This is a genomic window from Compostibacter hankyongensis (assembly GCF_039541075.1).
In the GTDB taxonomy this organism is placed as follows: Bacteria; Bacteroidota; Bacteroidia; order Chitinophagales; family Chitinophagaceae; genus Compostibacter; species Compostibacter hankyongensis.
On the sequence record NZ_BAABFN010000001.1, the window covers coordinates 538,474 to 564,079 of the forward strand.

The 25,606-nt window shown below is 55.5% G+C and carries 19 protein-coding genes; 14 read left to right on the forward strand and 5 right to left on the reverse strand.

Going from position 1 to position 25,606, the window contains the following annotated elements; genetic code table 11:
• Positions 1-29: 29 nt before the first annotated feature.
• The gene (locus ABD851_RS02255) at positions 30-749 is read right to left on the reverse strand and encodes a ferredoxin--NADP reductase (protein WP_344974656.1); all 720 of its coding nucleotides are present in this window, start codon (positions 747-749) and stop codon (positions 30-32) included.
• A gap of 181 nt (positions 750-930) precedes the next feature.
• On the opposite strand from ABD851_RS02255, the gene ABD851_RS02260 reads away from it, so the two are divergent.
• The 3 genes from ABD851_RS02260 (at position 931) to mfd (ending at position 8,037) form a co-directional block, all read left to right on the forward strand.
• Complete coding sequence (locus ABD851_RS02260) at positions 931-1,536, forward strand: hypothetical protein (RefSeq protein ID WP_344974659.1); 606 nt, start codon at positions 931-933, stop codon at positions 1,534-1,536.
• Between the two features lie 456 nt (positions 1,537-1,992).
• Positions 1,993-4,560: a TonB-dependent receptor gene (locus tag ABD851_RS02265; RefSeq protein ID WP_344974662.1), complete on the forward strand. Its 2,568-nt coding sequence runs from the start codon at positions 1,993-1,995 to the stop codon at positions 4,558-4,560.
• Positions 4,561-4,656: 96 nt separating this feature from the next.
• A complete protein-coding gene (gene mfd / locus ABD851_RS02270; RefSeq protein WP_344974664.1) occupies positions 4,657-8,037 on the forward strand; it encodes a transcription-repair coupling factor in 3,381 nt (1,126 codons plus the stop codon).
• 113 nt (positions 8,038-8,150) lie between these two features.
• On the opposite strand, the gene ABD851_RS02275 is transcribed toward mfd, so the two are convergent.
• On the reverse strand, positions 8,151-9,434 hold the full coding sequence (locus ABD851_RS02275; RefSeq protein WP_344974667.1) for a DUF6600 domain-containing protein: 1,284 nt from the start codon (positions 9,432-9,434) through the stop codon (positions 8,151-8,153).
• Positions 9,435-9,685: 251 nt separating this feature from the next.
• Here ABD851_RS02275 and ABD851_RS02280 point away from each other — a divergent pair, with 251 nt between their 5' ends.
• Both ABD851_RS02280 and ABD851_RS02285 read left to right on the forward strand, forming a co-directional pair.
• Positions 9,686-10,009 carry a CD225/dispanin family protein gene (locus ABD851_RS02280; RefSeq protein ID WP_344974669.1) on the forward strand — a complete coding sequence of 108 codons (324 nt, stop codon included), beginning with the start codon at positions 9,686-9,688 and terminating at the stop codon, positions 10,007-10,009.
• 12 nt (positions 10,010-10,021) lie between these two features.
• Positions 10,022-10,435, forward strand: coding sequence for a DUF2752 domain-containing protein (locus ABD851_RS02285; RefSeq protein ID WP_344974672.1), 414 nt, complete (start codon positions 10,022-10,024; stop codon positions 10,433-10,435).
• Positions 10,436-10,442: 7 nt separating this feature from the next.
• Here the strand turns inward: ABD851_RS02285 and ABD851_RS02290 are convergent, their stop codons facing one another.
• Positions 10,443-11,153, reverse strand: coding sequence for an RDD family protein (locus ABD851_RS02290; RefSeq protein WP_344974675.1), 711 nt, complete (start codon positions 11,151-11,153; stop codon positions 10,443-10,445).
• Between the two features lie 97 nt (positions 11,154-11,250).
• Here ABD851_RS02290 and ABD851_RS02295 point away from each other — a divergent pair, with 97 nt between their 5' ends.
• From ABD851_RS02295 to ABD851_RS02320, 6 genes are read left to right on the forward strand one after another with little or no spacing between them, the layout of a single operon-like run.
• Entirely contained in the window at positions 11,251-12,282 is a 1,032-nt protein-coding gene (locus ABD851_RS02295) for a stage II sporulation protein M (protein WP_344974678.1), read from the forward strand.
• Positions 12,249-13,139 (forward strand): hypothetical protein, encoded by an 891-nt coding sequence (locus ABD851_RS02300; RefSeq protein WP_344974681.1) that lies wholly within the window; start codon positions 12,249-12,251, stop codon positions 13,137-13,139. The genes ABD851_RS02295 and ABD851_RS02300 overlap by 34 nt, the downstream gene beginning before the upstream one ends.
• Positions 13,140-13,155: 16 nt before the next feature.
• Complete coding sequence (locus tag ABD851_RS02305; protein WP_344974682.1) at positions 13,156-13,887, forward strand: DUF4129 domain-containing protein; 732 nt, start codon at positions 13,156-13,158, stop codon at positions 13,885-13,887.
• Positions 13,884-15,068, forward strand: coding sequence for a DUF4350 domain-containing protein (locus ABD851_RS02310; protein ID WP_344974685.1), 1,185 nt, complete (start codon positions 13,884-13,886; stop codon positions 15,066-15,068). The genes ABD851_RS02305 and ABD851_RS02310 overlap by 4 nt, the downstream gene beginning before the upstream one ends.
• 5 nt (positions 15,069-15,073) lie before the next feature.
• A complete protein-coding gene (locus tag ABD851_RS02315; protein WP_344974688.1) occupies positions 15,074-16,060 on the forward strand; it encodes an AAA family ATPase in 987 nt (328 codons plus the stop codon).
• A 3-nt stretch (positions 16,061-16,063) separates the two neighbouring features.
• Entirely contained in the window at positions 16,064-17,404 is a 1,341-nt protein-coding gene (locus ABD851_RS02320; RefSeq protein WP_344974691.1) for a DUF58 domain-containing protein, read from the forward strand.
• A gap of 6 nt (positions 17,405-17,410) precedes the next feature.
• Here the strand turns inward: ABD851_RS02320 and gyrB are convergent, their stop codons facing one another.
• A complete protein-coding gene (gene gyrB, locus ABD851_RS02325) occupies positions 17,411-19,399 on the reverse strand; it encodes a DNA topoisomerase (ATP-hydrolyzing) subunit B (RefSeq protein WP_344974695.1) in 1,989 nt (662 codons plus the stop codon).
• A 293-nt stretch (positions 19,400-19,692) separates the two neighbouring features.
• Between gyrB and ABD851_RS02330 the strand changes: the two genes are divergently transcribed.
• From ABD851_RS02330 to ABD851_RS02340, 3 genes are all read left to right on the forward strand, one after another.
• On the forward strand, positions 19,693-20,622 hold the full coding sequence (locus ABD851_RS02330) for a helix-turn-helix domain-containing protein (protein WP_344974698.1): 930 nt from the start codon (positions 19,693-19,695) through the stop codon (positions 20,620-20,622).
• A gap of 109 nt (positions 20,623-20,731) precedes the next feature.
• The gene (locus tag ABD851_RS02335; RefSeq protein ID WP_344974701.1) at positions 20,732-23,002 is read left to right on the forward strand and encodes a S9 family peptidase; all 2,271 of its coding nucleotides are present in this window, start codon (positions 20,732-20,734) and stop codon (positions 23,000-23,002) included.
• 226 nt (positions 23,003-23,228) lie between these two features.
• Positions 23,229-24,041, forward strand: coding sequence for a hypothetical protein (locus tag ABD851_RS02340; protein WP_344974704.1), 813 nt, complete (start codon positions 23,229-23,231; stop codon positions 24,039-24,041).
• A gap of 227 nt (positions 24,042-24,268) precedes the next feature.
• Here the strand turns inward: ABD851_RS02340 and ABD851_RS02345 are convergent, their stop codons facing one another.
• Complete coding sequence (locus ABD851_RS02345) at positions 24,269-25,591, reverse strand: alpha/beta fold hydrolase (RefSeq protein ID WP_344974708.1); 1,323 nt, start codon at positions 25,589-25,591, stop codon at positions 24,269-24,271.
• Positions 25,592-25,606: the final 15 nt, after the last annotated feature.

Consider the following 25,606-nt stretch of genomic DNA (forward strand, 5'->3'; position numbering starts at 1 on the left):
CTGACCTCTAAAGGGGAGAGTAGAGGTAACTACCCGTAAAGCTCCTGATGGATGGCCTTGCGGTCGTACCCCATCGCCTGTATACGGCGTTTGGCCTCGTTGATCATCTCCTTCCAGCCGCAGAGGAAAAAATGTGCCGGTCCCTTGTCTTCCAGGATCGTTTCATACAACGTATGTACATAGCCGGAATGTCCTTCCCATTGTTCCCGGGAGAGGGTCGGGATGTACCGGAAGCGCTCTAATGCCGCCTCCAGCTGCTGCATTTCCCGGTGGTACAGCAGGTCTTGCTGCGTACGAGTACCCAGCAGGAGATACATGTTCTGATTTCGCGTGATGCCGTGGTTCCGCATGTAAGTGAGCATAGAGCGGAAAGGTGCGATGCCGGTACCGGTACAGATAAAAAAGAGATCGCCCTCTATCGCCTCGGGCAGCGTAAAGACGCCCAGCGGCCCCCGCAGGGTCACCTCGGTGCCGGGTTGCACCTCGTTAAAAAGGTAGGTGGTGCCGGCTCCGCCTTCCAGTAGTACGATCACCAGCTCTATTTCGTTGGTGCCGTCGGGTGCCGAGGCAATGGAATAGCTGCGCCAGCGCCGCGCCGGTCTTTCGTGGATGGGAAGGTCCAGCGTAACAAACTGCCCCGGTAGAAAGTCGAAGCTTTCCAGTTCGGGGATCCGTATCCGGAAACGCCGGGTATTGGGTGTTTCCTGGATGATTTCTGTAAAAACGCCGGTTCGCCAGGGTGCTGTCATGGGTCTTAAAATAGTTCGCACTGAAAAGATAAGCAGAAAAACGGGGGTAAGCAAGTTTTACGGTGTATTCCCGCTGGTACTGCAATAAAGACCAGGCAAGACATCCGGCAATTGTGATGAGCGGTTAGGCACATGCCGTTATTTGGATAACTTTGCAAGACGCCCGCTTACTGCATATATTATGGTAAAAATACTTTCTGTTGCCTTTTGCGTTTTCCTCTTTTGTTCCTGCTCAAAGAAGGACGAACCCCGTCCGGAACCGCCACCGGCTGAGCAGTACGAATTTCAGAGCATTGCATATTTTCTCCATGAAGGAGATGGTGTGACGACAGATTCGGTGCTGTTACAACCCTCAAGGATCGTCTCTAATAATACGTCAGGTACCGTGTCTGCGGATATTGCTGTTCCTCAGCAGTATGAAACTTCGAAATTTCTCAATAGTGAAAAATTTCCTTTCACTTTACAAACCGGTGACTCCGTGAAGATCGGCGTTCCTGTTTCCATTAGCGGGGACAAGATATATACCGGCGATGACAAATGGAGCTATCTCGAAAGCAGGGAAGAAGCGTTACCGGCTGCCACTTCTGATTACCATAGCGCATTTGATGTGGCTCCCCATACAAAAGCTACCATAGCGATATACGTTGTTCGGCGAAAAATATCCACGGGTTATATCGCAACATTTAAAGAGCGGCAGACGGGTAAGATCCTGAAAGTTGAAGGGGAGTGGAAGGGAGTGCAATTGGACCGTTTCTATACTTCCGCAAGGTGGGACGAGATAAAATAAGTTCTTCCTGTTTGTTGATTGAATCGTATCTCCCTCTTAAATAGTCAATTATCTGTTATTATAAAATAAATGTGAATATAAAGTCTACTGAAATTATAGACTTTATGTATTATTGCATTGCGATGCATTTTTATCTTCCGGACATACAAATAATATATACCTATTCCGCCGGGAAAGGCGGGATCGCTTCCTGTTTTCCGGTTTTCGGCAGGTAAGGTAGGCCGGCTGGGCCGGATACTTCACCGACCCGTCCGTCTGCGCATCAGCATGAAAGCCGACCTGCCTCATAACAGCTTTGACCGAAGTTAAGATGCTACACTCATAACAGCTTTGCCTGAAGTTAAGTATCACGGTAACGGACAAACGCTTTGCTGCGAATACACCCATAAAGCAGATAGCTTCAATAAAAAAACGTAAAAATCATTCATATTTTCCTATTTAAATTATAGAGCAACTATGAAAATAAAATTGTTTATAATTGCTGCCATCCTGTTGCTGGCGGGGAAGGCATCGGCTCAGCAGACCGTCGTGCAGGGCATAATAGCGGATGCCAAAGGAGCGCCGGTTTCCGGCGCAACGGTGGGGATAACCAGGACAAACACCTTTGCCATTGCGGACGACAGCGGCGGGTTCCGGATAACGGTCGCGGGGGAGCCGCCCTTTCTGCTGTCGGTACGGTCGGTGGGATATAAAACAAAAGAAGTGCGTGTGAACAAGCCGCCCGGTAAACAGCTGAGGATAATACTGGATGAGGATGCCCGTGTATTGACAGCAGTGGCGGTCACCGCCAGACGCCGCAGCGAAAACGGACAGGACGTTCCGATTCCGATAGCCGTTATCGGCGGAGCCCGCATCGCGGAAACGGGCTCATTCAACGTGAACTATCTCAAAGAACTGGTTCCCGCTGTGCAGCTTTATTCTTCCAATCCCCGCAATACCACGCTGAATATCCGCGGTCTGGGGTCGACGTTCGGGTTGACAAATGATGGCATTGATCCGGGTGTCGGTTTTTATGTGGACGGCGTGTATTATGCGCGTCCCGCCGCGACCACCCTTGATTTCATCGACGTGGAGCGGATCGAGGTGCTCCGCGGCCCGCAAGGAACCTTGTTTGGCAAGAACACGACCGCAGGCGCATTTAACATCATTACCCGTAAACCCGACTTTACACCCGGGGGGAATTTTGAAGCCAGCTATGGAAACCATGGATATATCCAGGCCAAAGCTTCGATAACAGGCCCCCTCGCGAAGAAGCTGGCCGGCCGGATATCCTTCACCGGAACCCGGCGCAACGGCACGTTGTTCAATATAGCCACTCAGCAGCATGCGAACGATCTGAATAACCTGGGCGCCAGGGCGCAGTTATTGTTCACGCCTTCCGACAAGACCCGGATCACCCTGTCGGCGGACGCTTCGGGTCAACGTCCTAACGGATATGCCCAGGTCATTGCCGGAGTCGTGAAAACGCAGCGCCCGGATTATCGCCAGTTTGACCAGATCATCGCTGACCTGCACTATAAGCTGCCCAGTCTTAATCCCTTTGACCGGCTCATCGATCATGATACGCCCTGGAAGTCGAACAACGACCTGGGCGGCGTTTCGCTCAACGTGGACCTGCAGCTGGGCCGGGGGACCTTGACCTCCACCACGGCATGGCGCTACTGGCACTGGAGCCCTTCCAACGACCGGGATTTTACCGCCCTCCCGGTTTTAACCTTGTCCCAGGCGCCGTCGAAGCATCAGCAATGGTCCGAAGAAGTAAGGTATGCCGGTGATTTCTCCACCCGTTTAAGCGGCGTGGCAGGGATCTTTGTGCTCGGTCAGGATCTCAAGACAGACCCTTTTCAAACGGAAGAATCCGGTTCGGCACAATGGCGCTTTTCCCAGAATTCGACCAGCGAATTATGGCAAACGCCGGGTCTTTTCGACGGTTACGGGATTCATACCTACTCCGCGCTCCGTTCGTTCAGCGGCGCCGTATTTGGCCAGCTGGACTGGAAAATTACCGATCGCCTTCATCTGTTGCCCGGGCTGAGGTTCAATTACGATAAGAAAAAGGAGCATTTCAGCCGGGAAACCTATGGCGGACTGGATACCGACGACCCGGAGCTGATTGCCTTGAAAAAAGTCGTGTACAGCGATCAGGCCTTTGATGCCAATACGGACAACACCAATCTTTCGGGCCAGCTGACCGTCAATTACAAGGCCACCGGCCGGATCAATGCCTATGTTACCTATGCGACGAGCTACAAGCCGGTGGGCCTGAATCTCGGGGGGCTGCCGACCAGCGACGGAAAGCCGTTGCTTGAGCTTGCACAGGTCAAGCCGGAGTATGTCCGGCATGTTGAGTTCGGCATAAAAACGACCCCGGGCAAAGACGCCATACTGAACCTGACCTTCTACAATACCGGCATCGATGATTTTCAGACCCAGGTTCAAACCGCTGAAGTGGGAGTGAACCGGGGCTATCTTGCCAATGCGGAAAAAGTACGGGTACGCGGCGCAGAACTGGAGGGAAGCGTATCCATCCGGCAAAATCTGCTGTTTTATGGCAGCGCCGCTTATACCGACGGTAAATATGTTTCATTCAAGAACGCGCCGGTACCCCTGGAAGAAACCGGCGGCGAATCTGCTTTTAAGGATATCTCGGGGGGCAGGCTGCCCGGGATTTCCAGATGGACCGGCTCATTAGGCGGAGAGCTCAGCCTGCCGGTAAAATTTATCGGCTTGCCGGGTAAATTCTTCCTGGCCGCGGATACTTATCTGCGTTCCTCGTTTTCTTCAAGTCCTTCGCCTTCCCAATACCTGAATATAGATGGCTACGCCTTGCTGAATGCACGGGCCGGCTTCCGGACGCTGGCGGGGTTGACCTTTTTCCTCTGGGGCCGGAACCTGCTGGACAAGGATTATTTTGAACAGCTGCTGCCCGCGGCGGGCAATGCGGGACAGTATGCCGCCGTGCTGGGCGATCCCAGAATGGTGGGGGTAACGTTGCAGTTCGCCTTTGGCGCTTCCCGGCGTTGATGAGCCCGTCCCCTCCGGTATTTGCCGGGAATGGCATGAGGTTCCCCTGCCGCTTTTTTGCCGGCCGTTCCAATTATCGTAACTTTGCGGCGCTTCATGAACTTGCAGGCGTTGTTGAATGGTTACCGTACGGATAACCGCCTGAAACAACTGGCGGAAGGGATAGCCATGCCTGCACCCCGCATCATCCGGCTTTCCGGCCTGACCGCCTCCGCTCCGGCTTTCATCGCTTCCGCGCTTTGGGAGCAGAGCGATCTGAACCATGTCTTTTTGTTGAATGACCGGGAAGAGGCCGCTTATTTTCACAATGATCTCGAGAACCTGCTGAACATCCTGGATATCTGCTATTTCCCCGATTCATTTAAGAAAACGGGTTTCTTTGAAGAGCAGAACAGCAGCCATGTGATGCTGCGTACCGAGGCGCTGATGAAGTTTTCGGGCCGGGAGACGCACCGGAAGATACTGGTCACCTATCCCGAGGCGGTATTTGAAAAGGTGGTGCCCCCGGCTGCGTTGTCCGGCAGCATGATCCAGCTGAAGGTGGGCGATACGCTTTCCCCCGAAGCCCTGTTGGCACAGCTGACGGGTCTGGGCTTCGAACGGACGGATTTTGTATATGAGCCGGGACAGGTGGCGCTGCGCGGCGGCATCCTCGATATCTATTCCTTCGGAAATGAAAAGCCCTACCGCATCGAGCTGTTTGGCGATGAAATAGATTCCCTCCGCCTGTTTGATCCGGAATCCCAGCTCAGCGAACGCAAGCTCCTGCAGGTAACCCTTATTCCGAACCTCGAGACCGGGATGGTTGCTGCCGAAAAAATATCTCTTCCTGCCTTTCTGCCATCGAACACCATCTGGTGGATAAAGGACCCCGGTTATGTGACCGGGGTATGGGGACAGATGGAAGAACGGGCCGCCGCCTTTATCCGCGCCGGCGGCAAGGTAAGCACCCCGGCTTCGGAAACGTTTATCGCCCTCTCGGCAGACGACTTTGAAACCGCAGGGGAGATACAGCAGCGCATCTTGCGGCAGACCTGCATTTTTCTTTCGGAAGACCATCCCATGCTGCCTTTTTTGCCCGCGGGCAGCGGGGCGGATCAGGCGGTCATCGACTTTCATACCGCGCCTCAGCCCGTGTTCAACCGGCAGTTCGAGCTGCTCATCGCGGACCTGCAGCAGAAAATAAAGGCGGGTTATCAGCTGTTTCTTTTTGCAGAAAATCCGAAGCAGCTGGAACGTCTCAACGCTGTCTTTGAGGACCTGCAGGCGGCGGTTTCCTTCTACCCCATCCCGCTGGCCATCAGCGAGGGCTTTATCGATCACGACCGCAAGCAGGCCTGCTATACCGATCACCAGATCTTTCAACGCTATCACAAATACCGGGTCAAGCAGGCGTACAACAAGAACAAGGCGCTCACCCTGAAAACGCTGCGGGAGCTGCAGCCCGGCGATTACGTTACCCACATCGACCACGGTGTGGGCGTATACAGCGGCCTGCAGAAGATAGAAACCGGGGGCCGGCTGCAGGAAGCCGTGCGCATCCTGTACAAAGACCAGGACATCCTGTATGTGAATATCAACTCCCTGCACAAGATCAGCAAGTATACCGGCAAGGAGGGAGCTGTTCCCAAGCTCAACAAGCTGGGCAGCGATGCCTGGGACCGGCTGAAGGATAAAACGAAACGCCAGGTAAAGGATATCGCCAAAGACCTTATCCGGCTGTATGCCGCCCGGAAGGCGCAGCAGGGATTTGCGCATTCGCCCGATACCTACCTGCAAACGGAGCTCGAAGCCTCCTTTTTGTTTGAGGATACCCCCGATCAGAGCAAGGCTACCGCGGATGTAAAGCGGGATATGGAATCTGCCGCTCCCATGGACAGACTGGTCTGCGGCGATGTGGGTTTCGGGAAGACGGAAGTCGCCATCCGCGCCGCTTTCAAAAGCGTCGCCGATAGCAGGCAGGCCGCCATTCTGGTGCCTACCACCATCCTGGCCTTTCAGCATTATCAGACCTTTTCGGAACGGCTCAAGGATTTTCCCTGTACCGTGGACTACCTGAACCGCTTTAAGTCGGCGAAGGAAAAAAAAGAAACGCTGCAGCGGGTACAGGAAGGGAAAACGGATATCATCATCGGCACCCATGCCCTGCTGGGCAAGGCGGTAAAGTTCAAAGACCTGGGCATCCTGATCGTGGATGAGGAGCAGAAATTTGGTGTCACGGCCAAAGAGAAGCTCAAACAGCTGAAGGTGAACGTGGACACGCTGACGCTAACGGCAACGCCTATACCCCGTACCCTCCAGTTTTCCCTGATGGGCGCGCGCGATCTTTCCATCATGAACACCCCTCCGCCGAACCGGCAGCCGATACAGACCGAGGTGCATGTATTTGACGAGGATCTGATCCGCGATACCATCTATTTTGAGACCGAGCGGGGCGGTCAGGTCTTCTTCATCCACAACCGCGTGCAGAACATCCGGGAGATGGCGGGGATTATACAGGGCCTCTGTCCCGACCTTTCCGTGGCGCATGCGCATGGGAAGATGGAAGGGCATCAATTGGAATCCGTATTGCTGGATTTTATCAATCGCCGTTATGATGTGCTGGTCTGCACCAACATCGTGGAGAGCGGGGTGGACATTCCCAATGCCAATACCATCATCGTCAACAATGCGCATCATTTCGGGCTGAGCGATCTGCACCAGCTGCGCGGACGGGTGGGCCGCAGCAATAAGCAGGCCTTCTGTTACCTGCTGGCGCCTCCCATGAGCACTTTGCCTTCGGACAGCCGCAAGCGCCTCCAGACCCTCGAGCAGCACAGTGAGCTGGGCAGCGGCTTCCAGATCGCCATGCGCGACCTGGATATACGCGGCGCCGGCAACCTGCTGGGCGGCGAGCAGAGCGGCTTTATGGCAGAGATCGGTTTTGAGATGTATCATAAGATACTGGATGAAGCCGTACGCGAGCTCAAGCAAACCGAGTTCCGGGAGCTGTTCAGGGAACAGCTGGCCGAAAAGGAGGAGTATGTCGGTGATTGTACCATTGACACCGATCTGGAGATCCTTATCCCGGACAGCTATGTGGAGAACATCACCGAACGGCTGAGCCTTTATCAGCAGCTGGACAACTTATCGGAAGAAGCCGATCTGCAGGCTTTCGCCATGGGGCTGGAAGACCGCTTCGGTCCGCTGCCTGCTCCCGTGGAGGACCTCTTTACCACCATTCGCTGCCGCCGTCTCGGCATTGCGCTGGGCTTTGAGAAGATCATCCTCAAAAATGAAAAAGCCCGCTGCTATTTCATCAATAATCCCGATTCCCCTTATTTCGAATCTCCTCTTTTTAATCATATTCTGCAATTTATCCAGCAAGAGGTCAACAATGCCCGTCTGCGTCAGGTAGGGACCAACTTTATGCTTGTTCTCGACCATATCGGCAGCATGAAAGACCTGGAGCAGTTCTTCCTCCGGATGAAAGGATAGAATAATGCCTGGTGTAAGAATGACCGTGGCTATACGCCTGCACAAAAAATCCCGTCCCGCCGGAGGCGGGACAGGATTTGCAAAACATGGACTTATATAAAAGGAACTGTGTATTACCGTTGGACGACGCGGCGGCTCGGTGCGCTGTGTGCGCTGGAGCTGCTTTTCCGGGGCGTGCTGCGTTGTACCGTGCTGCGTGCCACATGAGGTGCAGGACGGCTCGACCGTGAGGGAGCCACGCGACGCTGCGGACGGCTGGAGGCAGACACGCGGGACGCCGGAGCTGCGCGGTGTACGGACGTCTGCCGGGCCGGGGCCGCTCTTTCGGGTGCGGGGCTGCTGTGCGGAACGGTCCTGGACGGGGCGGGCCTGGCCTGGGGAGCAGCTGATTTACGCTGCGGAGCTGCCGGAGCGTGCTGCGGAGCCGCAGGGGCATGTTCCCGGTTCTGCGACGGTACGGTTCTCCTGGCAGGCGCTTCACCCCGTGCCGGGGCGGTATTCCGTTCCGCCGGGCTGCGGCCGGGCGCTACGGTTCTGGCCGGTGCGTGATTCCCCGAAGGAGGCGTTACCCTGCGGGCGGGTGCGTTGCTGTTACCATGGGCCGGCGCAGCGCCGCTTTTAGCGGGTATCACCCGTTTGGGAGCTGCCGAGCTCCTGCTGGAGCTGTTTACCGCAGGCCGGAAGATGTGCAGCTGGTCATTGCTGACCCTGCCGGTAGTGGGGCGGGAGGTATTGGTCACCCTCACCCTTCTTACCGGGGCTCCGGTAGCCCGTTCCACATCGCGGTGCGGAGGTCCGCCTGCATATACATTTTTGTTGTACACGACCCTGTTGTTGATGATCGTGGAGTTATTGATGATGGTAATATTCTGCTGCCGCCTGACGTAATACCTCGGCAGATAGCGGCTGGAGATATACCGTCGCGGCGCAAATATCCATCGTACCGCGGGGATGTTGATGCCCACGGAGATGCTCATGCCGGGACCCAGCGGCGCCCAGCCATAATAATCGGGCGTCTGTCTCCAGGCTACCCAGGCCGGTCCCCATTCGCTGCCCGGAAGCCATACCCAGCCATAGCTGTTGTCGTATAGCCAGCGGCCGTAATGGAAAGGCGCCCAGCCCCAGGAATAGTCGGATACCCAGGTCCATCCGTAATCGGTGTATATCCAGTGACCGTTGGTAGCATAAGGCTGAAAACCGCTGGACACCCGGGGTACCCAGGCATATCCATAGGAAGGGTAGTTGATCCAATTGCCGTAAGGACTCAAATTATCATAAAAGGTCTGATAGGAAATGGACGCACCTACGACCGGCTGCGCCGAGATCCTCGAGGCGGCGCAGCTTGTGAGCATGAGCGCCACCAGGTATATTGCGGATAATCTAAAGATCGTTTTCATGATACCGTTTTTAAGGGTTAGAAAACTTGTTTACGGGGATATAAAATCAATATCTGTACCATATTAACTTAACAAAATGCTATAAAATGGGTGTATGCCGTTTCCGGCGGATAAACGGCCCGGCAGGGCTTTGAGCGGAAAAAATATTGCGGCCATCCTGGCAAAAAAACCGCCGGATTGTCCCTTTTTCCGCCGCGGAAGGTATTTGCCGCAAAAAAGCCTATTTTTACGTTAAACAGCTTTTAATCCATATGGAACAACAACCTGTACCCCAACCGGGCAACGGTGGACAGCCGGTCGTGCCACCCAAGAACTGGCTGGTAGAATCCATCCTCGTGACCATCTTCTGCTGCCTTCCCTTTGGCATTGTCGGCATCATCAATGCCTCGAAGGTAAACAGCGCCCTCGCCGTAGGAAATTATGATGAAGCGCTCCGTCTCTCGAAGGAAGCCGGAAAGTGGACCAAGATCGGTTTCTTTGTCGGTCTGGCCCTGATCGTCATTTCGGTGATCTTGCAGTTTGTGGTCGGCGTAGCCATTTTCCGTCGGAATTCCGGCAGTTTCGGCATGCCCTAAACAAAAGGGAGCATGCAAGCTCGTAACCTTTCTGCAAGGATAAGTGTGTTGATCGGGTTAGCGGCGCTTCCGTTGCTGCTGGTCTATTTTTTATACGACCCCGCACACAGCGCGCTTTTTCCGGCCTGTCCCTTTCACCGGCTGACCGGATTGGACTGCCCCGGCTGCGGTTCCCAGCGTGCCCTGTACCAGCTGCTGCATGGCCATATCCTGGATGCGCTCGGCTATAACCTCATGATGGTGATGGCGCTGCCGCTGATCCTGTATGCCGCGGCGGTGCAGGCCGGCAATCTGTTTCGCCGGGAGCGGCGGGTCATCCGCTTTCTGTACCGTCCCTGGTTTACAAAGCTGGTATTGGCGGCAGTGTTGGTTTTCTGGGTGGCCAGGAACCTTCCCTTTGTTCCTTTTTCCTGGCTTGCCGCCTGAGCAGCTGTCAGTCCTGTTCCCGGCTGGTGAGGTGGTTGTAATCGGAGAGTACCTGCTGCAGAAAGGCCTCGGGCTCCAGGCTGCTCCTGAGTTGCAGTATCGTCTTGACCTTCTCGGCCGTCTGATAAAGAATGGCGGGGTTATCGGTCTTGCTGGCCTGGACAAGCAGGGATTTGATGAGCTGTATGTCCCGGTCGGAAAGCCGGGTCACCTCCGGATAAAGCGCCTGGTAGTCGTCGGCCGTCGGCATATAGAGCGTATGCTGCAGCAGCGTGCGCGGCTCCGTTTTGATGACCGTGGTATGGGCTACCATATCCCCCACGCGCTGCCGTTTGTCGGTAGCGGCCACACAAACCAGCGCTACCACCCCGTTCATCAGCCCGAAGTCTACCAGCCTGAAAATCCAGCGGAGCAGGTACTGGCCAAAGGTGGGCTGCGTTCCGTCGAGACTGATCACCCGTATTTTCATGATGCGCTTGCCCAGCGACTGCCCGTTAAAAAGCTGTTCCATGCACAGGTCGTAAAACAGCGCGGGTATTAAAAACAGGAGCCCCCATACGCTGTTACCGAACAATATCGACCACAGCAGAATGACCATGATGATATAAGCTCCTTTGATCGCGAAGTCGATAAGGCTCCCTGCAAGACGCTCTCCCACGCTGGCGATATCATAATCCAGCGCGATGTGCTGGGCTGTGGGTATGCTGACGGTATTCATAGGTTATAGTTCACAATGATAACAAACCCGGGACAAAATCGTAAGGACTTTTTTAATAAATTGCAGACACTGCCGGGTGTCCGGCAGTGCACCCTTTATGCGAGAAGCCTACTTTTTAAAGAAAAATGCCGGCAAGTGGAAACAATACGAATCCGAGCTGGGCGGGAAACCTGACCCTGACCGGCTGGCGGAAGGCTTTATCGAGCTCACCGATGATCTGTCCTATGCCAGGACCTTTTACCCCGCCAGCAATACCACCCGCTATCTGAACGGGCTGGCCGCGCGTTTTCATCAGCATATATACCGGAACCGCAAAGAAAGGGGAGGCCGCTTTTTTTCTTTCTGGCGGTATGAGCTGCCCTGGATGTTCTACCGTCATCAGCGTCTCCTCCTGTATACCTTCATCATCTTTGCCGTATTCGTGTTTATCGGGGTGCTGTCTGCCCTGTACGATCACCAGTTTATCCGTGCCATACTGGGCGACGGGTATGTAAACATGACTCTCGAAAATATCGAGAAGGGCGATCCTTTTGGTGTATATGCGCAAACGGCTCCGGCAGGCATGTTTCTGAAGATTGCCCTCAATAACATTTTTGTGGCTTTTGTGATCTATGTCTGTGGTATCACGGCCGGCGTTTTTACCGTGATCTTCCTGATGCGAAACTCCATTATGCTGGGCGCCTTCGTCGGTTTTTTCTTTACAAAGGGATTGGGCGCCGATGCCCTGCTTGCCGTATTTATACACGGCACGCTGGAGATATCGGGGCTGGTGGTGGAAGCCTGTGCAGGTCTTATCATGGCCCGGGCCATCCTTTTTCCGAAAACCTACAGCCGGAAGGTAGCCCTCGGCTCCGCCGCAAAGGACGGCCTTAAGGTCATTATGGGGATGGTCCCCGTTATCCTGCTGGCGGCCTTTCTTGAAAGCTTTGTCACCCGTTATTACCAGACGATGCCCCTGATGCTGAACCTCTTTATCCTGGCGGCTTCGCTGGCATTTATGGGCTGGTATTTCATCGGCTATCCGCGGCAGCTGCACAAACGAATGGAAAAAAACAAAGCCCGGGACTCCCCGGGCGGAGACCAAAATTTTATGGTATGGATGAACAAAAAATTGAGCTCCGGAAAATAAGGGCTTTCGGAGATTGCTTTAACGATACCTTCCAGTTTATCAAGCTCGGCTTTCCGAACCTGCTGAAAATCTTTCTGCTGATCTGCGGGCCCGTGATGCTGGCTGAGGCTATTCTGCGCGGTTATTACAGCTACGGTCAGCTCTCGCTTTTTAAGATACTGGGTCAGGTGGGTACGCCGGCGTACAGCAGGAATGTCCTCTCCCTGTTCACCCCGCTGTATTTCGTGATGTTGTTGATGTTCTTCCTGCTTTGGGTACTGATGGAGACCGTCATTTCGGCCTATATGCTGCTTTATGAACAGAAAAGCGGGGTTCATCCCGATATCAGTGAAGTCTGGTTGCTCACCCGGCGGTACATTTTTAAAGCGGCGTTGTTCAGTATTCCCAAGCTCGTGCTGACCTTGATCGGCACCCTCTTCTGTCTGGCTCCCGGCATATATTTCTGGGTGGTTTTCACCCCGCTGGTACCGGTGATCATGATGGAAGGCGGCACTTTTTCCCGCGTTTTCAATCGCTGCTTCAGTCTTGTGCGGTATCAGTTCTGGTCTACCCTTGGCATCTACGCCGTAGCCTATCTGATCTACAGCTTCAGCAGCATGGTGATCTCCGTATCGGTATCGGCAGTCGTCGGAATATTGTCTTACCTGACGGTCAAGAATGTTTCGACCACCATCAGTATGATATCGTCCGTGCTGACCATTTTTGCCTATCTGTTTTATATGGTGTTTTATGTTGCCGTGGTATTGCAATACTATAACCTGGCGGAACGCAGCGACGGTACAGGGCTGTTAAAACAGATAGACGAGATCGGGAAAGATATACCGCCACCTTTCTATGAAAATGCGGGAGAATATTAAGCTTAAAAACGGGTCCATGCGCTGGTTGCCTTTCTTGTATCTGCTTTGCCTGTCTCCGGCGGTTAACGGCCGGCAGCATGCGCTGCGGTACGATTCCTCGCGGGTGGAGCGGCGGCAGGTAAGTCCCGCGCAGCTGCAAAAATACCGGCAGCAACGCGAGTTCCGGTACGACCGGCAGGACCGCAGCGCATATGCCTCACTCTGGAGCCGGCTCTGGGACTGGCTCTGGGAGCGCTATTTTGACCTGTTCGGCAGGAGCGGGGGAGGTCTTCTCCTGCGCATATTGCTCTGGGGGCTGTGCATCGGGGTGCTGGGCTATTTTCTTTTTCGTGTGCTGGGGATGAATGCCATCCTCCTGCTGGGCAAGAAGAACCGGGAGGAAGCGCTGCCTTATGTCGTAGGAGAGGAGGACATCAACGCCCCCGGTTTTGAGGCTGCGCTGGCCGCTGCCATAGCGCAGAAGCAGTACCGGCTGGCCGTACGGCTGCTTTACCTGCAGTGTCTGAAACAGCTGAACGACCGGGCGATGATCCGCTGGCAGCCCGGCAAAACCAACCGGCATTACCTGCAGGAGCTGTCCGGCACAACGGCAGCGCCGCTGTTCGGGGAGCTGACCCGCAGCTATGAGTACGCCTGGTACGGAGAGATGCCCGTAGCGCCCCGTCAGTTTGAAGATATACGTAACCGTTTCGAGCAGTTCCGGACTATGGTGGACCGCCCGGAAGCAGAAGCCGGCGGAGATAAATGAAAGGCTACCGCAACTATATCGTCGTTTTTGTTCTCCTGCTGCTGCTTTACATAGCGGCCCAGTATTATAAGCCCGTGCCGGTCGATTGGCGGGTGACGCTTTCTGCGAAGGACAAGATACCCTATGGCAGCTTTCTGGTTTATGACAACCTGAAGACGATTTTCCCGGATGCCCGGGTGGTCTTGCAGCGGGTGCCCGTATACAACGTAGTGAACAACTCCACCGACCGGCATACGGCCTACCTCCTGATCGATCCGGAGCTTTCCCTTACCGCTACCGATGAAAAAGAGCTGCTCCGCTATGTGGCGCAGGGCAATTATGTATTCCTGGCCGCCTTCACCGGCTACGGCGGGCTGGCGGACAGCCTGCATTTCAAAAGGAACCTGGCGGTTTTGCCGAAGCAGGATTCCGTAAAGATCAACTTTACCCATCCCGTCCTGAAGCGGGACAGCAGCTATACCTTTGTCCGCAGCCGTATCGACGGTTATTTCTCGGAGTTGGATACTTCCCGTACGCTGGTGCTGGGAGAAAATCATAACGGAGCGGCCAATTTTGTAAAAATACCTTTTGGGCAGGGCGCCTTTTTCATACATGCAGCGCCGATATGTTTCAGCAATTATTTTTTTCTGTTCCGGCAGAACAACCGTTATGTGACCGATGCGCTTTCCTGTCTCCCCGCAGACATAGGCAAGGTTTACTGGGACGAATATTACAAGCAGGGAGGGACCACCGGATCGCAGAACCCGCTCCGGTTTTTCCTGACGGATCCCTGGCTGAAATGGGCTTTCCGGGTGGCCCTAATGCTGCTGGTCGTTTTCCTGCTGTTTGAGACCAAGAGAAGACAGCGCATCATACCGGTATGGGAGCCGCCGAAGAATACTTCGCTGGACTTTGTGCGCACCATCGGAAATGTGTATTTTAACCACGGCGATAACCGCGGCATCGCGCGCAAAAAGATCGGGTATTTTGATGATTTTCTCCGCACCGCTTTTTACCTTTCCCCGGCGTTGCCGGCGGAAACGCTGGCTCCGGAGCTGGCGCGGCGTTCCGGTTTGAGTGAAGACGGGATCCGGCAGCTGCTCGGGCGGATAGCGCAGGTCAGGCTGGCGGAGCAGGTGTCCGACGCCGTATTGCTGGACCTGAACCGGCGCCTCACTGATTTTTATAAAAAAGTAAAATAACGATTATGGAAGAATCGCAGCCATCTGTTACCCGGACGGATCTGAGCCGGCTGAGCGCAGCCGTGCAGGAGATAAAGCGGGAAATGGCCAGGGTGATCGTCGGACAGGAAGCGATGATCGAGCTGCTGATCGCCGCCGTGCTGGCGGACGGGCATGTCCTGATAGAAGGAGTGCCCGGCGTGGCCAAAACGCTTGCCGCCAAGCTGCTTGCGCAGACGCTGGACATCCGGTTTTCACGCATCCAGTTCACTCCGGACCTTATGCCCAGCGATGTGCTGGGCACAGCTGTTTTTAACCCGCAGCATGGCGAATTTCAGTTTAAGCCCGGCCCTGTTTTCAGCAATATCGTGCTGATCGATGAAATCAACCGGGCGCCGGCAAAGACGCAGGCGGCGCTGTTTGAGGTCATGGAAGAGCGGCAGGTGACGATGGATAACCGTACCTACCCCATGGCGGCTCCCTTCCTCGTCCTGGCCACGCAGAACCCGGTGGAGCATGAGGGGACCTACCGCCTGCCCGAAGCGCAGCTGGACCGTTTCCTTTTTAAGATAGCCGTGGACTACCCCGCGCTGGAAGATGAGGTGCGGATGCTGGAGCAGTTCCAGGCAAGGGGCGATGGCCTGAGGATACCGTTCGAACAGGTGTCCCGCGTATTGCAGGCCGCCGATATCCTGGCGCTGCGCAGCAGCATCCATAAGCTGCATATCGAACAACCGCTGATCGCTTATATTGCCCGCATTGTGTACGAAACCCGGCACAGCCGCGAGCTTTCACTGGGGGCTTCGCCGCGGGCATCCCTGGCGCTGCTGCAGGCTTCGAAGGCCTTTGCCGCTATCCGGGACCGCGATTTTGTGACGCCCGAAGATATCGTGGATACGGCGCCTTCCGTGCTGCGGCATCGTGTGGCGGTGACGCCCGAAAAGGAGATGGAAGGCGTGACGGCCGATGAGATCATTGTACAACTCCTGAAAAAAACGGAAGTGCCGCGGTAGCAGATGCCATTTAAAAAATATATCGCCCCCCTCTACTTTACGCCGGTCTTTTATGCGGCCGGGGCTGTAGTGGCCGTGTGTTTTGTGCTGCGTTTTTTCCTGCGCTGGCCGGGAGACCTGCCGTTTTTGCTGCTGGGGCTTTTCTTCCTGCTGACCGCGATGGATTACCTCCTGCTGTTTGGCAGGGGCGGCAGCATATTTGCCCGGCGGATCGCTCCCGAACGGCTCAGCAACGGCGATGAAAACGATATTCTCATCTACGTGAAAAGCCGGTACCGTTTTCGTGTGCGCCTCACCGTTATCGACGAGGTGCCCTTCCAGTTCCGGAAACGGGATACCGAATTCACACTTTCCGTGCTCCCGGGACGCGAGCAGCATATCCGGTACGGATTGCGTCCGGTCCGCCGCGGCGCTTACGAATTCGGGAAGATAAACGTATATGCACGTTCCCGGCTGGGCTGGATAGAACGGCGCTACCGTTTTGAAACTCCCCTGACCGTGCCGGTATATCCCGGTTTTCTGCAGATGCGCCGCTACCAGCTGCTGGCGCTGGCCAACCGCCTGAGCGAAGCCGGCATCCGGCGGCTCCGCAGGGTAGGGCACAGCCCCGAGTTTGAGCATATCAAGGAGTATGTGCAGGGCGATGATATGCGGACCGTCAACTGGAAAGCTACGGCCCGCCGGGGCGGGCTGATGGTCAACCATTATACCGAGGAAAAAAGCCAGCAGATCTATTGCATCATCGACAAGGGACGGGTAATGAAGATGCCTTTCAACGGCATGAGCCTGCTGGATTATGCCATCAATGCGGCGCTGGTGCTCAGTAATGTGGCTTTGCTGAAACAGGACAAGGCCGGGCTGATCACCTTTTCGGAAGCACCGGGCACTTTTCTCAAAGCCGATGCCAGGGCCGTGCAGATGTCGGCTATCCTCGAGCTGCTGTATAACCAGAAGACCCGGTACCTGGAAAGTGATTATGAAAAGCTGTATCAGCTGCTGCGCGCAAGGGTGACCCACCGGAGCCTCCTGGTGTTGTTTACCAACTTTGAAACGCTGACTGCCCTGCAGCGGCAGCTGCCTTACCTGCGCCGGATAGCGCGGCATCACCTGCTGCTGGTGGTTATTTTTGAGAATACGGAATTGCGGAAGATCAGGGAAGCGCCCGCCCGCGATCTTGAAGCCGTCTATACGCAGACCATTGCCGAACAGTTTGCCCACGAAAAGCAGCGCATCCTGAAAGAGCTGCGCCAATACGGTATCCTCGCGTTGCTGACCGCTCCCGAACAGGTGACGGTCAGCACGGTGAACCGTTATCTGGAAGTCAAATCCCGCGGCGAGCTATGATCGCCGTCAGGCATCGATATTGGCGTACTTGGCGTGCGTTTCGATAAACTGGCGCCGGGGCGGTACCTCGTCGCCCATGAGCATGGAGAAGATGCGGTCGGCCTCGGCAGCGCTTTCGATGGTTACCTGCTTGAGAATACGGGTGCCGGGGTTCATGGTGGTTTCCCAGAGCTGTTCGGCATTCATTTCACCGAGACCTTTATAACGCTGTACGGTTACATTTTCTTCTTTTCCATTCCCGGCGATCTGGCGTATGGCCGCCTTGCGCTGCTCTTCCGTCCAGGCGTATTCCTGCTCCTTGCCTTTCTTGACCAGGTACAGGGGCGGCTGGGCCAGGTATACATAACCCTGCTCTACCAGCGCTTTCATATAGCGGAAAACAAAGGTGAGGATCAGGGTGGCAATATGAGAACCGTCCACGTCGGCATCCGTCATGATGATCAGCTTGTGGTAGCGGAGCTTGGCCAGGTTCAGCGCCTTGTCGTCTTCGGGTGTGCCGATGGTGACGCCCAGGGCGGTAAAGATATTCTTGATCTCTTCGTTTTCGTAGATCTTGTGCTCCATGGCCTTCTCCACGTTCAGGATCTTGCCGCGCAGCGGCAGGATGGCCTGAAAACGGCGGTCCCGTCCCTGTTTGGCCGTGCCGCCTGCGGAGTCCCCTTCCACCAGGAACAGCTCGCATTGCTCGGGGTCGGTATCGGAGCAGTCGGCCAGCTTGCCGGGGAGCCCGCTGCCGGTCAGCACGCTTTTGCGCTGCACCAGCTCCCGGGCCTTGCGGGCGGCATGCCGCGCCTGGGCCGCCAGGATGACCTTGCTGATGATGGTCTTGGCCTCCTTCGGGTGTTCTTCGAGATAGGCTTCCAATACACCGCCCACCGAGCTGTCCACCACACCCATCACTTCGGAGTTGCCCAGCTTGGTCTTGGTCTGTCCTTCAAACTGGGGCTCGGGTACCTTTACGGAGATAATGGCGCTGAGGCCCTCCCGGAAATCGTCCCCGCTGACCTCCACCTTCACCTTTTCAAAAAGCTTGTTCCGGTCGCCGTAGGCTTTGAATACCCGGGTGATGGCCCGGCGGAAGCCGGCCACATGGGTTCCGCCCTCGATCGTATTGATGTTGTTGACGTAGGAGAAGATGTTCTCGCTGAAGGAATCGTTGTATTGAAGGGCCACTTCCACGGTCACATTGGTGCCGCTATCCACCGCTTCGATGGAGATGGGGGAGGGCAGCAGGGGCGCCCTGCGCCCGGTCTTGTCCTGCAGCGCCACGAATTCCACGATGCCGCCTTCGGAGTAAAAAGTCTCCGTCAGCGGAGCGCCCTGTTCGTCTTTTTCCCGCATGTCCGTAAGGGTGATGCGGATACGGCGGTTCAGGAAAGACAGCTCCCGCAGGCGGGAAGCCAGTATTTCCCGGTTGTAGACCACTTCCCGGAAGATGGTATTGTCCGGCAGGAAGTGGGTGGTCGTCCCGGTTTTATCGCTGATGCCGATCTCCCGGACAGCATACTGGGGAATGCCGGTACGGTACTCCTGTTCGAATATCTTGCCCTCGCGGTACACGGTTACGTGCAAAGCGGTTGACAGGGCATTTACGCAGCTTACCCCTACCCCGTGCAGGCCGCCGGATACTTTATAGGTATTTTTGTCAAACTTGCCGCCGGCATGCAGCACCGTCATCACGATCTCAAGCGCGGAACGGTTTTCCTTGGTATTCATACCCGTCGGGATGCCGCGTCCGTCGTCGCTGACCGTAATGGAATTGTCCTCTTCGATGGTAACCTCGATGTTTTTGCAATAGCCGGCCAGGGCTTCGTCGATGGAATTATCTACCACCTCGTAAACCAGATGGTGCAAACCTTTTGAGCTGATGTCGCCGATATACATGGCGGGACGCTTCCGTACCGCTTCCAGTCCTTCCAGTACCTGTATACTGTCCGCATTATATCCGTTGGAGAGGGCTGCTGTCGCCGGCGACGTGGTCGTTTCTTCACTCATATTTGCAGTGGAAATTTCTTTTTGATGGAAAATGATGTATAACATGCAAAAATAAGAAATTTGCCCCTATTTTTCAACAAATTCAGTGGTTTTTTCTGCACGGTTGATCCCCTTTCCCGGCCATTGTTCATCCAGGCAGGGAGGGAGGGTCGTTCCCGGCAGATAAACGAGAAACCGGAACCCTCAAACCGGAACTATTGGCACATTCTTCGTATTTTTGCCCGGCCGTTACCCTTTGGGAGCGGACAGCGCTTTACCGGCCCGTTACGGACACCGTGCAAAAAGAACTGAAAATGAAAGAGCAACCGGAGGATATTTTATCGCTTGCCATACAGCAGCCGGCTTTATCAGACCAGGTAAAGCTGGTGGAAGAGCGTTCGGTGAAGGTGAAGGCAGGCTTCGACTTCCGGCTGCACCGCTATGCTTACCCCGAAATGCTGCCGGTGGAAGACGTGGGCGTGGTGTATTACCAGCCTGCCAGCGGCAAAAAGTCCCAACGGGTACAGCTCCGTTATTGCATGGTCGGCAACCGCTACTGCAACAACCCCGCCTGTAAAAATACCGCCTGTGCAAAAGCAGCGGCAGAGGGGGGAACCCCGTCAGACAAACAGGCCGTGCTGGATGTGATCAGCATCACCCTGCACCCCTCGCTGCTGGATACCCTTCAGGCCACTCATATGCCGGATATCTTTGAAAAAAACGGCAACCGCTCCTTTGTAAAGACCATCCAGCCCTGTACCAAAACCAAGATAGCCCTCGAGGGCATGGTCCACCACGGGTACGACGGTATGCTGCAGAACATTTTTCTGCAAAGCAAGGCGCTGGAGCTGCTGCTGTACAGCTCCGACCAGTTTATCCGGAACGATCCGGATGAAAAGTACGGCTGCCGCTTTCTGACCCAGGTAGAGGACCGGGACAAGATCGTGCAGGCCCGGGATATCCTCCTGGAGCATCTCGACGCGCCCGTTACCATCCGTGAGCTGGCCCGGAAGGTGGCCATGAACGAATGCTATCTGAAAAAGGGATTCAAGGCCATGTACGGCACTACCATTTACGATTATTTTCAGAAAGAACGTATGGAAAGAGCCCGTCAGCTGTTGTACGACAGGGGACTGTCGGTTTCGGAGGTGGCGATGATGATGGGATATTCCTGTATTTCTCATTTCAGCACGGCGTTTAAAAAGCATACCGGGCTGAAACCCTGTGAATTATTACTGCGCTAAACCCGGTGGGCCTGTTTTCGCCGGTTGACATAAATTTCGTTACTTTCCCCATTTTTGCCGGCGGGGTAGCGCCCGTCTGTTCTGTTGCATCCGTAAAATCATCCGTTTCATGTCAAGACGTTGTTTTCGTAGTATTCCCGTACTGATAGCAGCACTGGCCGTACTGGTTTTTTCCGCTCATGCGCAGCCGCTGCATCATGCCTGGTCTTATAAAAGCCTGCAATGGGATGCCGTGCCGGACCTGGGCAGCCTGGACGATGTGCAGTGGGAAAAGACAGGCCACCTGTTTACCCGCCTGGAAAAGCTGGCTGCAGGAGGATATGAGATCGCGCAGTATGATCCCGAAAAAGATCTTGCCCGGCAGGTGCTGGTATCCTCCGCGTCGCTGAAGCCCGCAGGTATCGCGGACCCTATCGCCGCTGAATCCTATACCTGGTATCCTGAGCAGGGAAAGCTGCTGATCTTTAACAATTCCAAAAGGGTCTGGCGGGGCCGGACCCGGGGCGATTTCTGGCTGTATGATACCCGGGCCCGGAAGCTGATGCAGCTGGGAAAAGGGCTGCCGGCGTCCTCGCTGCAGTTTGCCAAGGTCTCGCCCGACGGCCGGCAGGCTGCTTACGTATCCGGGCATAACCTGTATGTGGAAGACCTTGGATCAGGTACCCGGCGGCAGCTTACCACCGATGGCACCGACAAGATCATCAACGGTACTTTCGACTGGGCCTACGAAGAGGAACTGTTCTGCCGCGACGGCTTCCGCTGGAGCCCGGACAGCAAATCCATCGCTTACTGGCATATCGACGCTTCGCATATCCGCGACTACCTGATGCTGAATACCACGGATTCGGTCTATTCCTACACCATACCGGTGCAATATCCCAAAGTGGGCTACGACCCCTCTCCCGCGAAGATCGGCGTGGTGGACGTCGCCACCGCCCGGACCCGCTGGATGGACATCCCGGGCGATCCGGTGCAGCACTACCTGCCGCGTATGGACTGGGCCGGCAATGCGGATGAGCTGATGGTGCAGCAGCTGAACCGGAAGCAGGATACCTGCCGGCTGATGCTGGTGAATGCCCGTACCGGCGCGGCCAGGACCATCTATGAGGAAAGCGATTCCGCCTGGATCGAACTGAATTATATCTGGCAATACGACCGTCCCGGCTGGGACTGGATCAACGACGGGAAGGAGCTGCTCTGGACCACTGAAAAAGACGGATGGAAGCATGTGTACCGGATGGACCGCGACGGGAAGCACGAGCGGCTGATCACCCCCGGAAACTATGATGTGATAGACCTGCCGGGTATCGACCGTCAGAACGGATGGCTTTATTATTATGCCTCTCCCGAAAACGCCACCCAGCAATACCTCTACCGCAGTAAGCTGAACGGAAAAGGGAAGCCGGCAGCGGTTTCCCCCGATGCCCGGAAAGGTACGCACGAATACAACATGTCGCCGGACGGGCAGTATGCCGTACACAGCTTTTCCAGTCATGATATTATGCCTTCCGACGAGTTTGTGCGGATGAAAGACGGGAAATCCCTGTTTGAGCCGCCCTCTTTTGAGCTGACGGACGAGCAGAAGCAGGAGTTTATGCGTAATCCGCAATCCTTTTTCCGGGTCACCACGGCGGATGGCGTCACGATGGATGGCTGGATGATCAAACCGGCGGATTTTGACTCCACCAAAAAATATCCCGTACTGTTTTTTGTCTATGGAGAGCCCGCCAGCGCGACGGTAGTGGATAAATTTGCGCCCAACCCCTGGTACCAGCAGTTGGCAGACCGGGACTATGTCATCATCTCGGTGGACGGCCGCGGGACTCCCGTACCCAAGGGCCGGCGGTGGCGGCGCGCAGTCTTTAAGCAAATCGGCGTCCTCAACGTACGGGACCAGGCCATGGCGGCCCGGGAAATCCTCAAATGGCCCTGGGTGGACAGCAGCCGGATCGCAGTATGGGGCTGGAGCGGCGGCGGATCTTCCACCCAGAACCTGATGTTCCAGTATCCGGATATCTACAAAACGGGCATGGCGGTAGCCGGGGTATCCAACCTGCTGTATTACGACAATATATATGAAGAGCGCTATATGGGATTGCTGCCGGAAGATCTTCCCTATTATAAAAAAGGATCTTCCGTCAACCATGTGGAAGGGCTGAAGGGTAACCTGCTGATCATTCACGGCAGCGGGGATGACAATGTGCATTACCAGAACCAGGAAGCATTGATCAATGCGCTGGTAAAGGCCGGAAAACCTTTCGATATGATGGAATACCCAAACCGTACCCATGGTATCCGCGAAGGCGCGGGCACCACGCGGCATCTTTATAACCTGCTTACCCGTTACCTGCTCGATCATTGCCCGCCGGGTGCCCGGTAACCGCGCGCCGTGCGCCGGCCCCGGCAGCCGTCCTTCCGGGCCGGTAAAACGGCGATATATATTCCCGGCTTTCCGTTAACTTTGCCGCATTTTTGGGGAAGGGGGGAAATGCACCGTTATTTCCATCCTGCTCCGGTCGCTCCGCGCGAAAGTGTATCCCTTTGACCAGGTTGTCTGCAAAAGCAAGGAAGAAACATTAAACCATTAAAGAATCAGATATCAACAGATGAAAAAAAGGATTTGCCGGACCCTCATCGCGGTCTCCGCCCTGTTGCTGACAGGACATGAGCTGAAGGCGCAGCAGAACCTGGGAGACAAAGGGGCATTTTACTTCTCCTGGGGATACAATAAGGAATGGTATACGCACAGTAACATTCATATCAGCCAGCCCTCCCTGGGCAACCATTACGTCTTTAAGAATACCATTGCCGTGGACAAGCCCGGCTGGAACGGACATTTTTTCCAGGAGGCGCTTACCATTCCGCAATACAACTACCGGATCGGTTATTTCTTTAAAAAGAACTGGGCGGTGGAGCTCAACTTTGACCATACCAAGTATGTGGTGGCCCCCCGTCAGCTGCTGCACGTCAGCGGGACGATGAATCATAAGCCGGTGAACGAGTACGTGGTGAACACGCCCGATATTCTTCAATATCAGCTGAACAACGGCGCCAATTTCTTTCTGTTCAACCTGGTACGCCGGCTCCAGCTTCCGTATGTGAATTACAAAAACCTGAATGCGGCGCTGCTGCTGAAGGGCGGGGTGGGTTTTATGTATCCCCACGTGCAGAATACCATCTATGACAAAAACAACGACAGGGGATTCCAGTTCGGCGGTCTCGATATCGGTACGGAAGCGGCGCTGCGCCTGACCTTCTTCCGCCACGTTTACCTGGAATACTGCAACAAGCTGGTCTATACCAATTACTGGGGGCTGAAGATTTACGAGGGGAAAGCCCGGCAGGCCTTCGGTACCTACGAGATGATCCTCAACCTGGGAGGCACCTTCCCGATCGGCGGCGGACATCGCCACGGGTAAATCCCGGCGCGATCCCGACGAAAGTATGCTGAGGGGCGGCGCCCTTTTTCCGCATCTGATCATTGATTTTCCGGATCGGCGTGCCCGGGGATGAAAAAAGGAAGTTTCTTTGTGCTACCTGAAAGCATGGGCATCTCCTCAAATCCTGATGATACCTGAAATTCCGCCCGCCCATGAAGATATCAAAAACCAAAAGGACCGTTCTGCAAAAGGCAGAACGGTTTTTTTTATGGGAGGATATGATGCTGTTGCAAAAAGGCCGTAATGGACGGTAGCAGCCCCGCGGAGAGCGGCAGGTCCGCCCGTCCGTAGGTGGCGATGTTTTGCGCCCGGTCTGCCGGCGCGTCCTTCAGCACGTGGTTCATTCCTTCGATCAGCCGCAGGGTAGCCTGCGGATCCGCCTGCGACAGCAGCTGCGCCTCGCTGGCCGGAACCTGGATATCGTGGGTGCCGTTGATGAGCAATACGGGGACGGCTACACGCTTTAACTGCACCGCGGGATCATAACGGAAGTCGGATATCAGGAAGGGCTGCACCCCCGGCGCAAAAAGATCCTGCAGCGCTACGGGCACATCCCGGACGGCTCTCCCCTGTTTCAGACTATCCAGTATCCTGCCGGCATCCTCAAGGGGGAAATCCGGCTGCAGCACCTTCGCCTGCTCCAGCTGGGTGCGGAGGATATCATCCAGCGGCCTCCCCGCGCCCGCAATGGAAATAAAGGCCGCAACTCCCGGCTCCTGCGCGGCAATCGTCCCGATCAGGGCTCCTTCGCTGTGGCCGATAAGGATCACTTTTGAAAACCGCGGATCCTTCCCGAGCTGTTGTATCCAGGCGATTGCATCGGTTACATAAGCCTCGAAACGCGGCGGGACCTGCAGGTCAAAATGACTGCTTTGACCCACATACCGTTTGTCATACCGCAGCGTAGCCACTCCCTTTGCGGCAAGCCCTTCAGCGAGCAGCTTATAGGTGTCCGTATGGAGACCGTTTTCATTATTGCCGTTCCGGTCCGTGGGGCCCGATCCGGCAATGATCAGGGCCACCGGCACAGGCATGCTGTCTTTGGGCAGCATGAGCGTGCCTTTCAGGGTGCCGTCACTAAAGACCAGGCTGTCCGGCACCTGCCGGAAGCCGCCCGCACTGTCGCTCTCCGCCTGCACCGTCTCCCGGGACGCCACCTTGAGGGTGTGAAAGCCCACCACCTTGCCGGACCGGTCGAACGCCACTTGTATTTCCACCCTGTTCTTTTTAAAAAGGGTATTGATCAGCACCGCCGTCAGGGAATCCCGGCGGAGCACCGAGCTGGAGCCAAGCCGCTCATAAGCGCCGAAATGGGTTTCGAGACCCTCCCAGGCCTTTTTCAGCGCCGCAGTGTCCGCCTGCTGCCGGAAAGCCGCGCTGGTCATGGCCGAAGCCTGTGCGAAGCGCTCCCCGTTGAGCAGGCGGAGAAAAGTGCGGGCCTTGATTTCCTCTTTTTGCTGGCCCTGCACGGTAAAGCCCGCCAGAAGAAGGCAGACTGCCGGCAGGAATCGCCCTATATAACGCATCATCCCGGATACTTTGAG

Bases quoted from the DNA above. Each gene is read 5' to 3' on its own strand.
- ABD851_RS02340 (WP_344974704.1), top strand. From the start codon at position 23,229: ATGAAAAAAAGGATTTGCCGGACCCTCATCGCGGTCTCCGCCCTGTTG.
- ABD851_RS02305 (WP_344974682.1), top strand. From the start codon at position 13,156: ATGCGCTGGTTGCCTTTCTTGTATCTGCTTTGCCTGTCTCCGGCGGTT.
- ABD851_RS02285 (WP_344974672.1), top strand. From the start codon at position 10,022: ATGCAAGCTCGTAACCTTTCTGCAAGGATAAGTGTGTTGATCGGGTTA.
- ABD851_RS02300 (WP_344974681.1), top strand. From the start codon at position 12,249: ATGGATGAACAAAAAATTGAGCTCCGGAAAATAAGGGCTTTCGGAGAT.
- ABD851_RS02320 (WP_344974691.1), top strand. From the start codon at position 16,064: ATGCCATTTAAAAAATATATCGCCCCCCTCTACTTTACGCCGGTCTTT.
- ABD851_RS02260 (WP_344974659.1), top strand. From the start codon at position 931: ATGGTAAAAATACTTTCTGTTGCCTTTTGCGTTTTCCTCTTTTGTTCC.
- ABD851_RS02315 (WP_344974688.1), top strand. From the start codon at position 15,074: ATGGAAGAATCGCAGCCATCTGTTACCCGGACGGATCTGAGCCGGCTG.
- ABD851_RS02295 (WP_344974678.1), top strand. From the start codon at position 11,251: ATGCGAGAAGCCTACTTTTTAAAGAAAAATGCCGGCAAGTGGAAACAA.
- mfd (WP_344974664.1), top strand. From the start codon at position 4,657: ATGAACTTGCAGGCGTTGTTGAATGGTTACCGTACGGATAACCGCCTG.
- ABD851_RS02330 (WP_344974698.1), top strand. From the start codon at position 19,693: ATGAAAGAGCAACCGGAGGATATTTTATCGCTTGCCATACAGCAGCCG.
- ABD851_RS02345 (WP_344974708.1), bottom strand. From the start codon at position 25,591: ATGATGCGTTATATAGGGCGATTCCTGCCGGCAGTCTGCCTTCTTCTG.
- gyrB (WP_344974695.1), bottom strand. From the start codon at position 19,399: ATGAGTGAAGAAACGACCACGTCGCCGGCGACAGCAGCCCTCTCCAAC.
- ABD851_RS02280 (WP_344974669.1), top strand. From the start codon at position 9,686: ATGGAACAACAACCTGTACCCCAACCGGGCAACGGTGGACAGCCGGTC.
- ABD851_RS02310 (WP_344974685.1), top strand. From the start codon at position 13,884: ATGAAAGGCTACCGCAACTATATCGTCGTTTTTGTTCTCCTGCTGCTG.
- ABD851_RS02290 (WP_344974675.1), bottom strand. From the start codon at position 11,153: ATGAATACCGTCAGCATACCCACAGCCCAGCACATCGCGCTGGATTAT.
- ABD851_RS02255 (WP_344974656.1), bottom strand. From the start codon at position 749: ATGACAGCACCCTGGCGAACCGGCGTTTTTACAGAAATCATCCAGGAA.
- ABD851_RS02335 (WP_344974701.1), top strand. From the start codon at position 20,732: ATGTCAAGACGTTGTTTTCGTAGTATTCCCGTACTGATAGCAGCACTG.
- ABD851_RS02275 (WP_344974667.1), bottom strand. From the start codon at position 9,434: ATGAAAACGATCTTTAGATTATCCGCAATATACCTGGTGGCGCTCATG.
- ABD851_RS02265 (WP_344974662.1), top strand. From the start codon at position 1,993: ATGAAAATAAAATTGTTTATAATTGCTGCCATCCTGTTGCTGGCGGGG.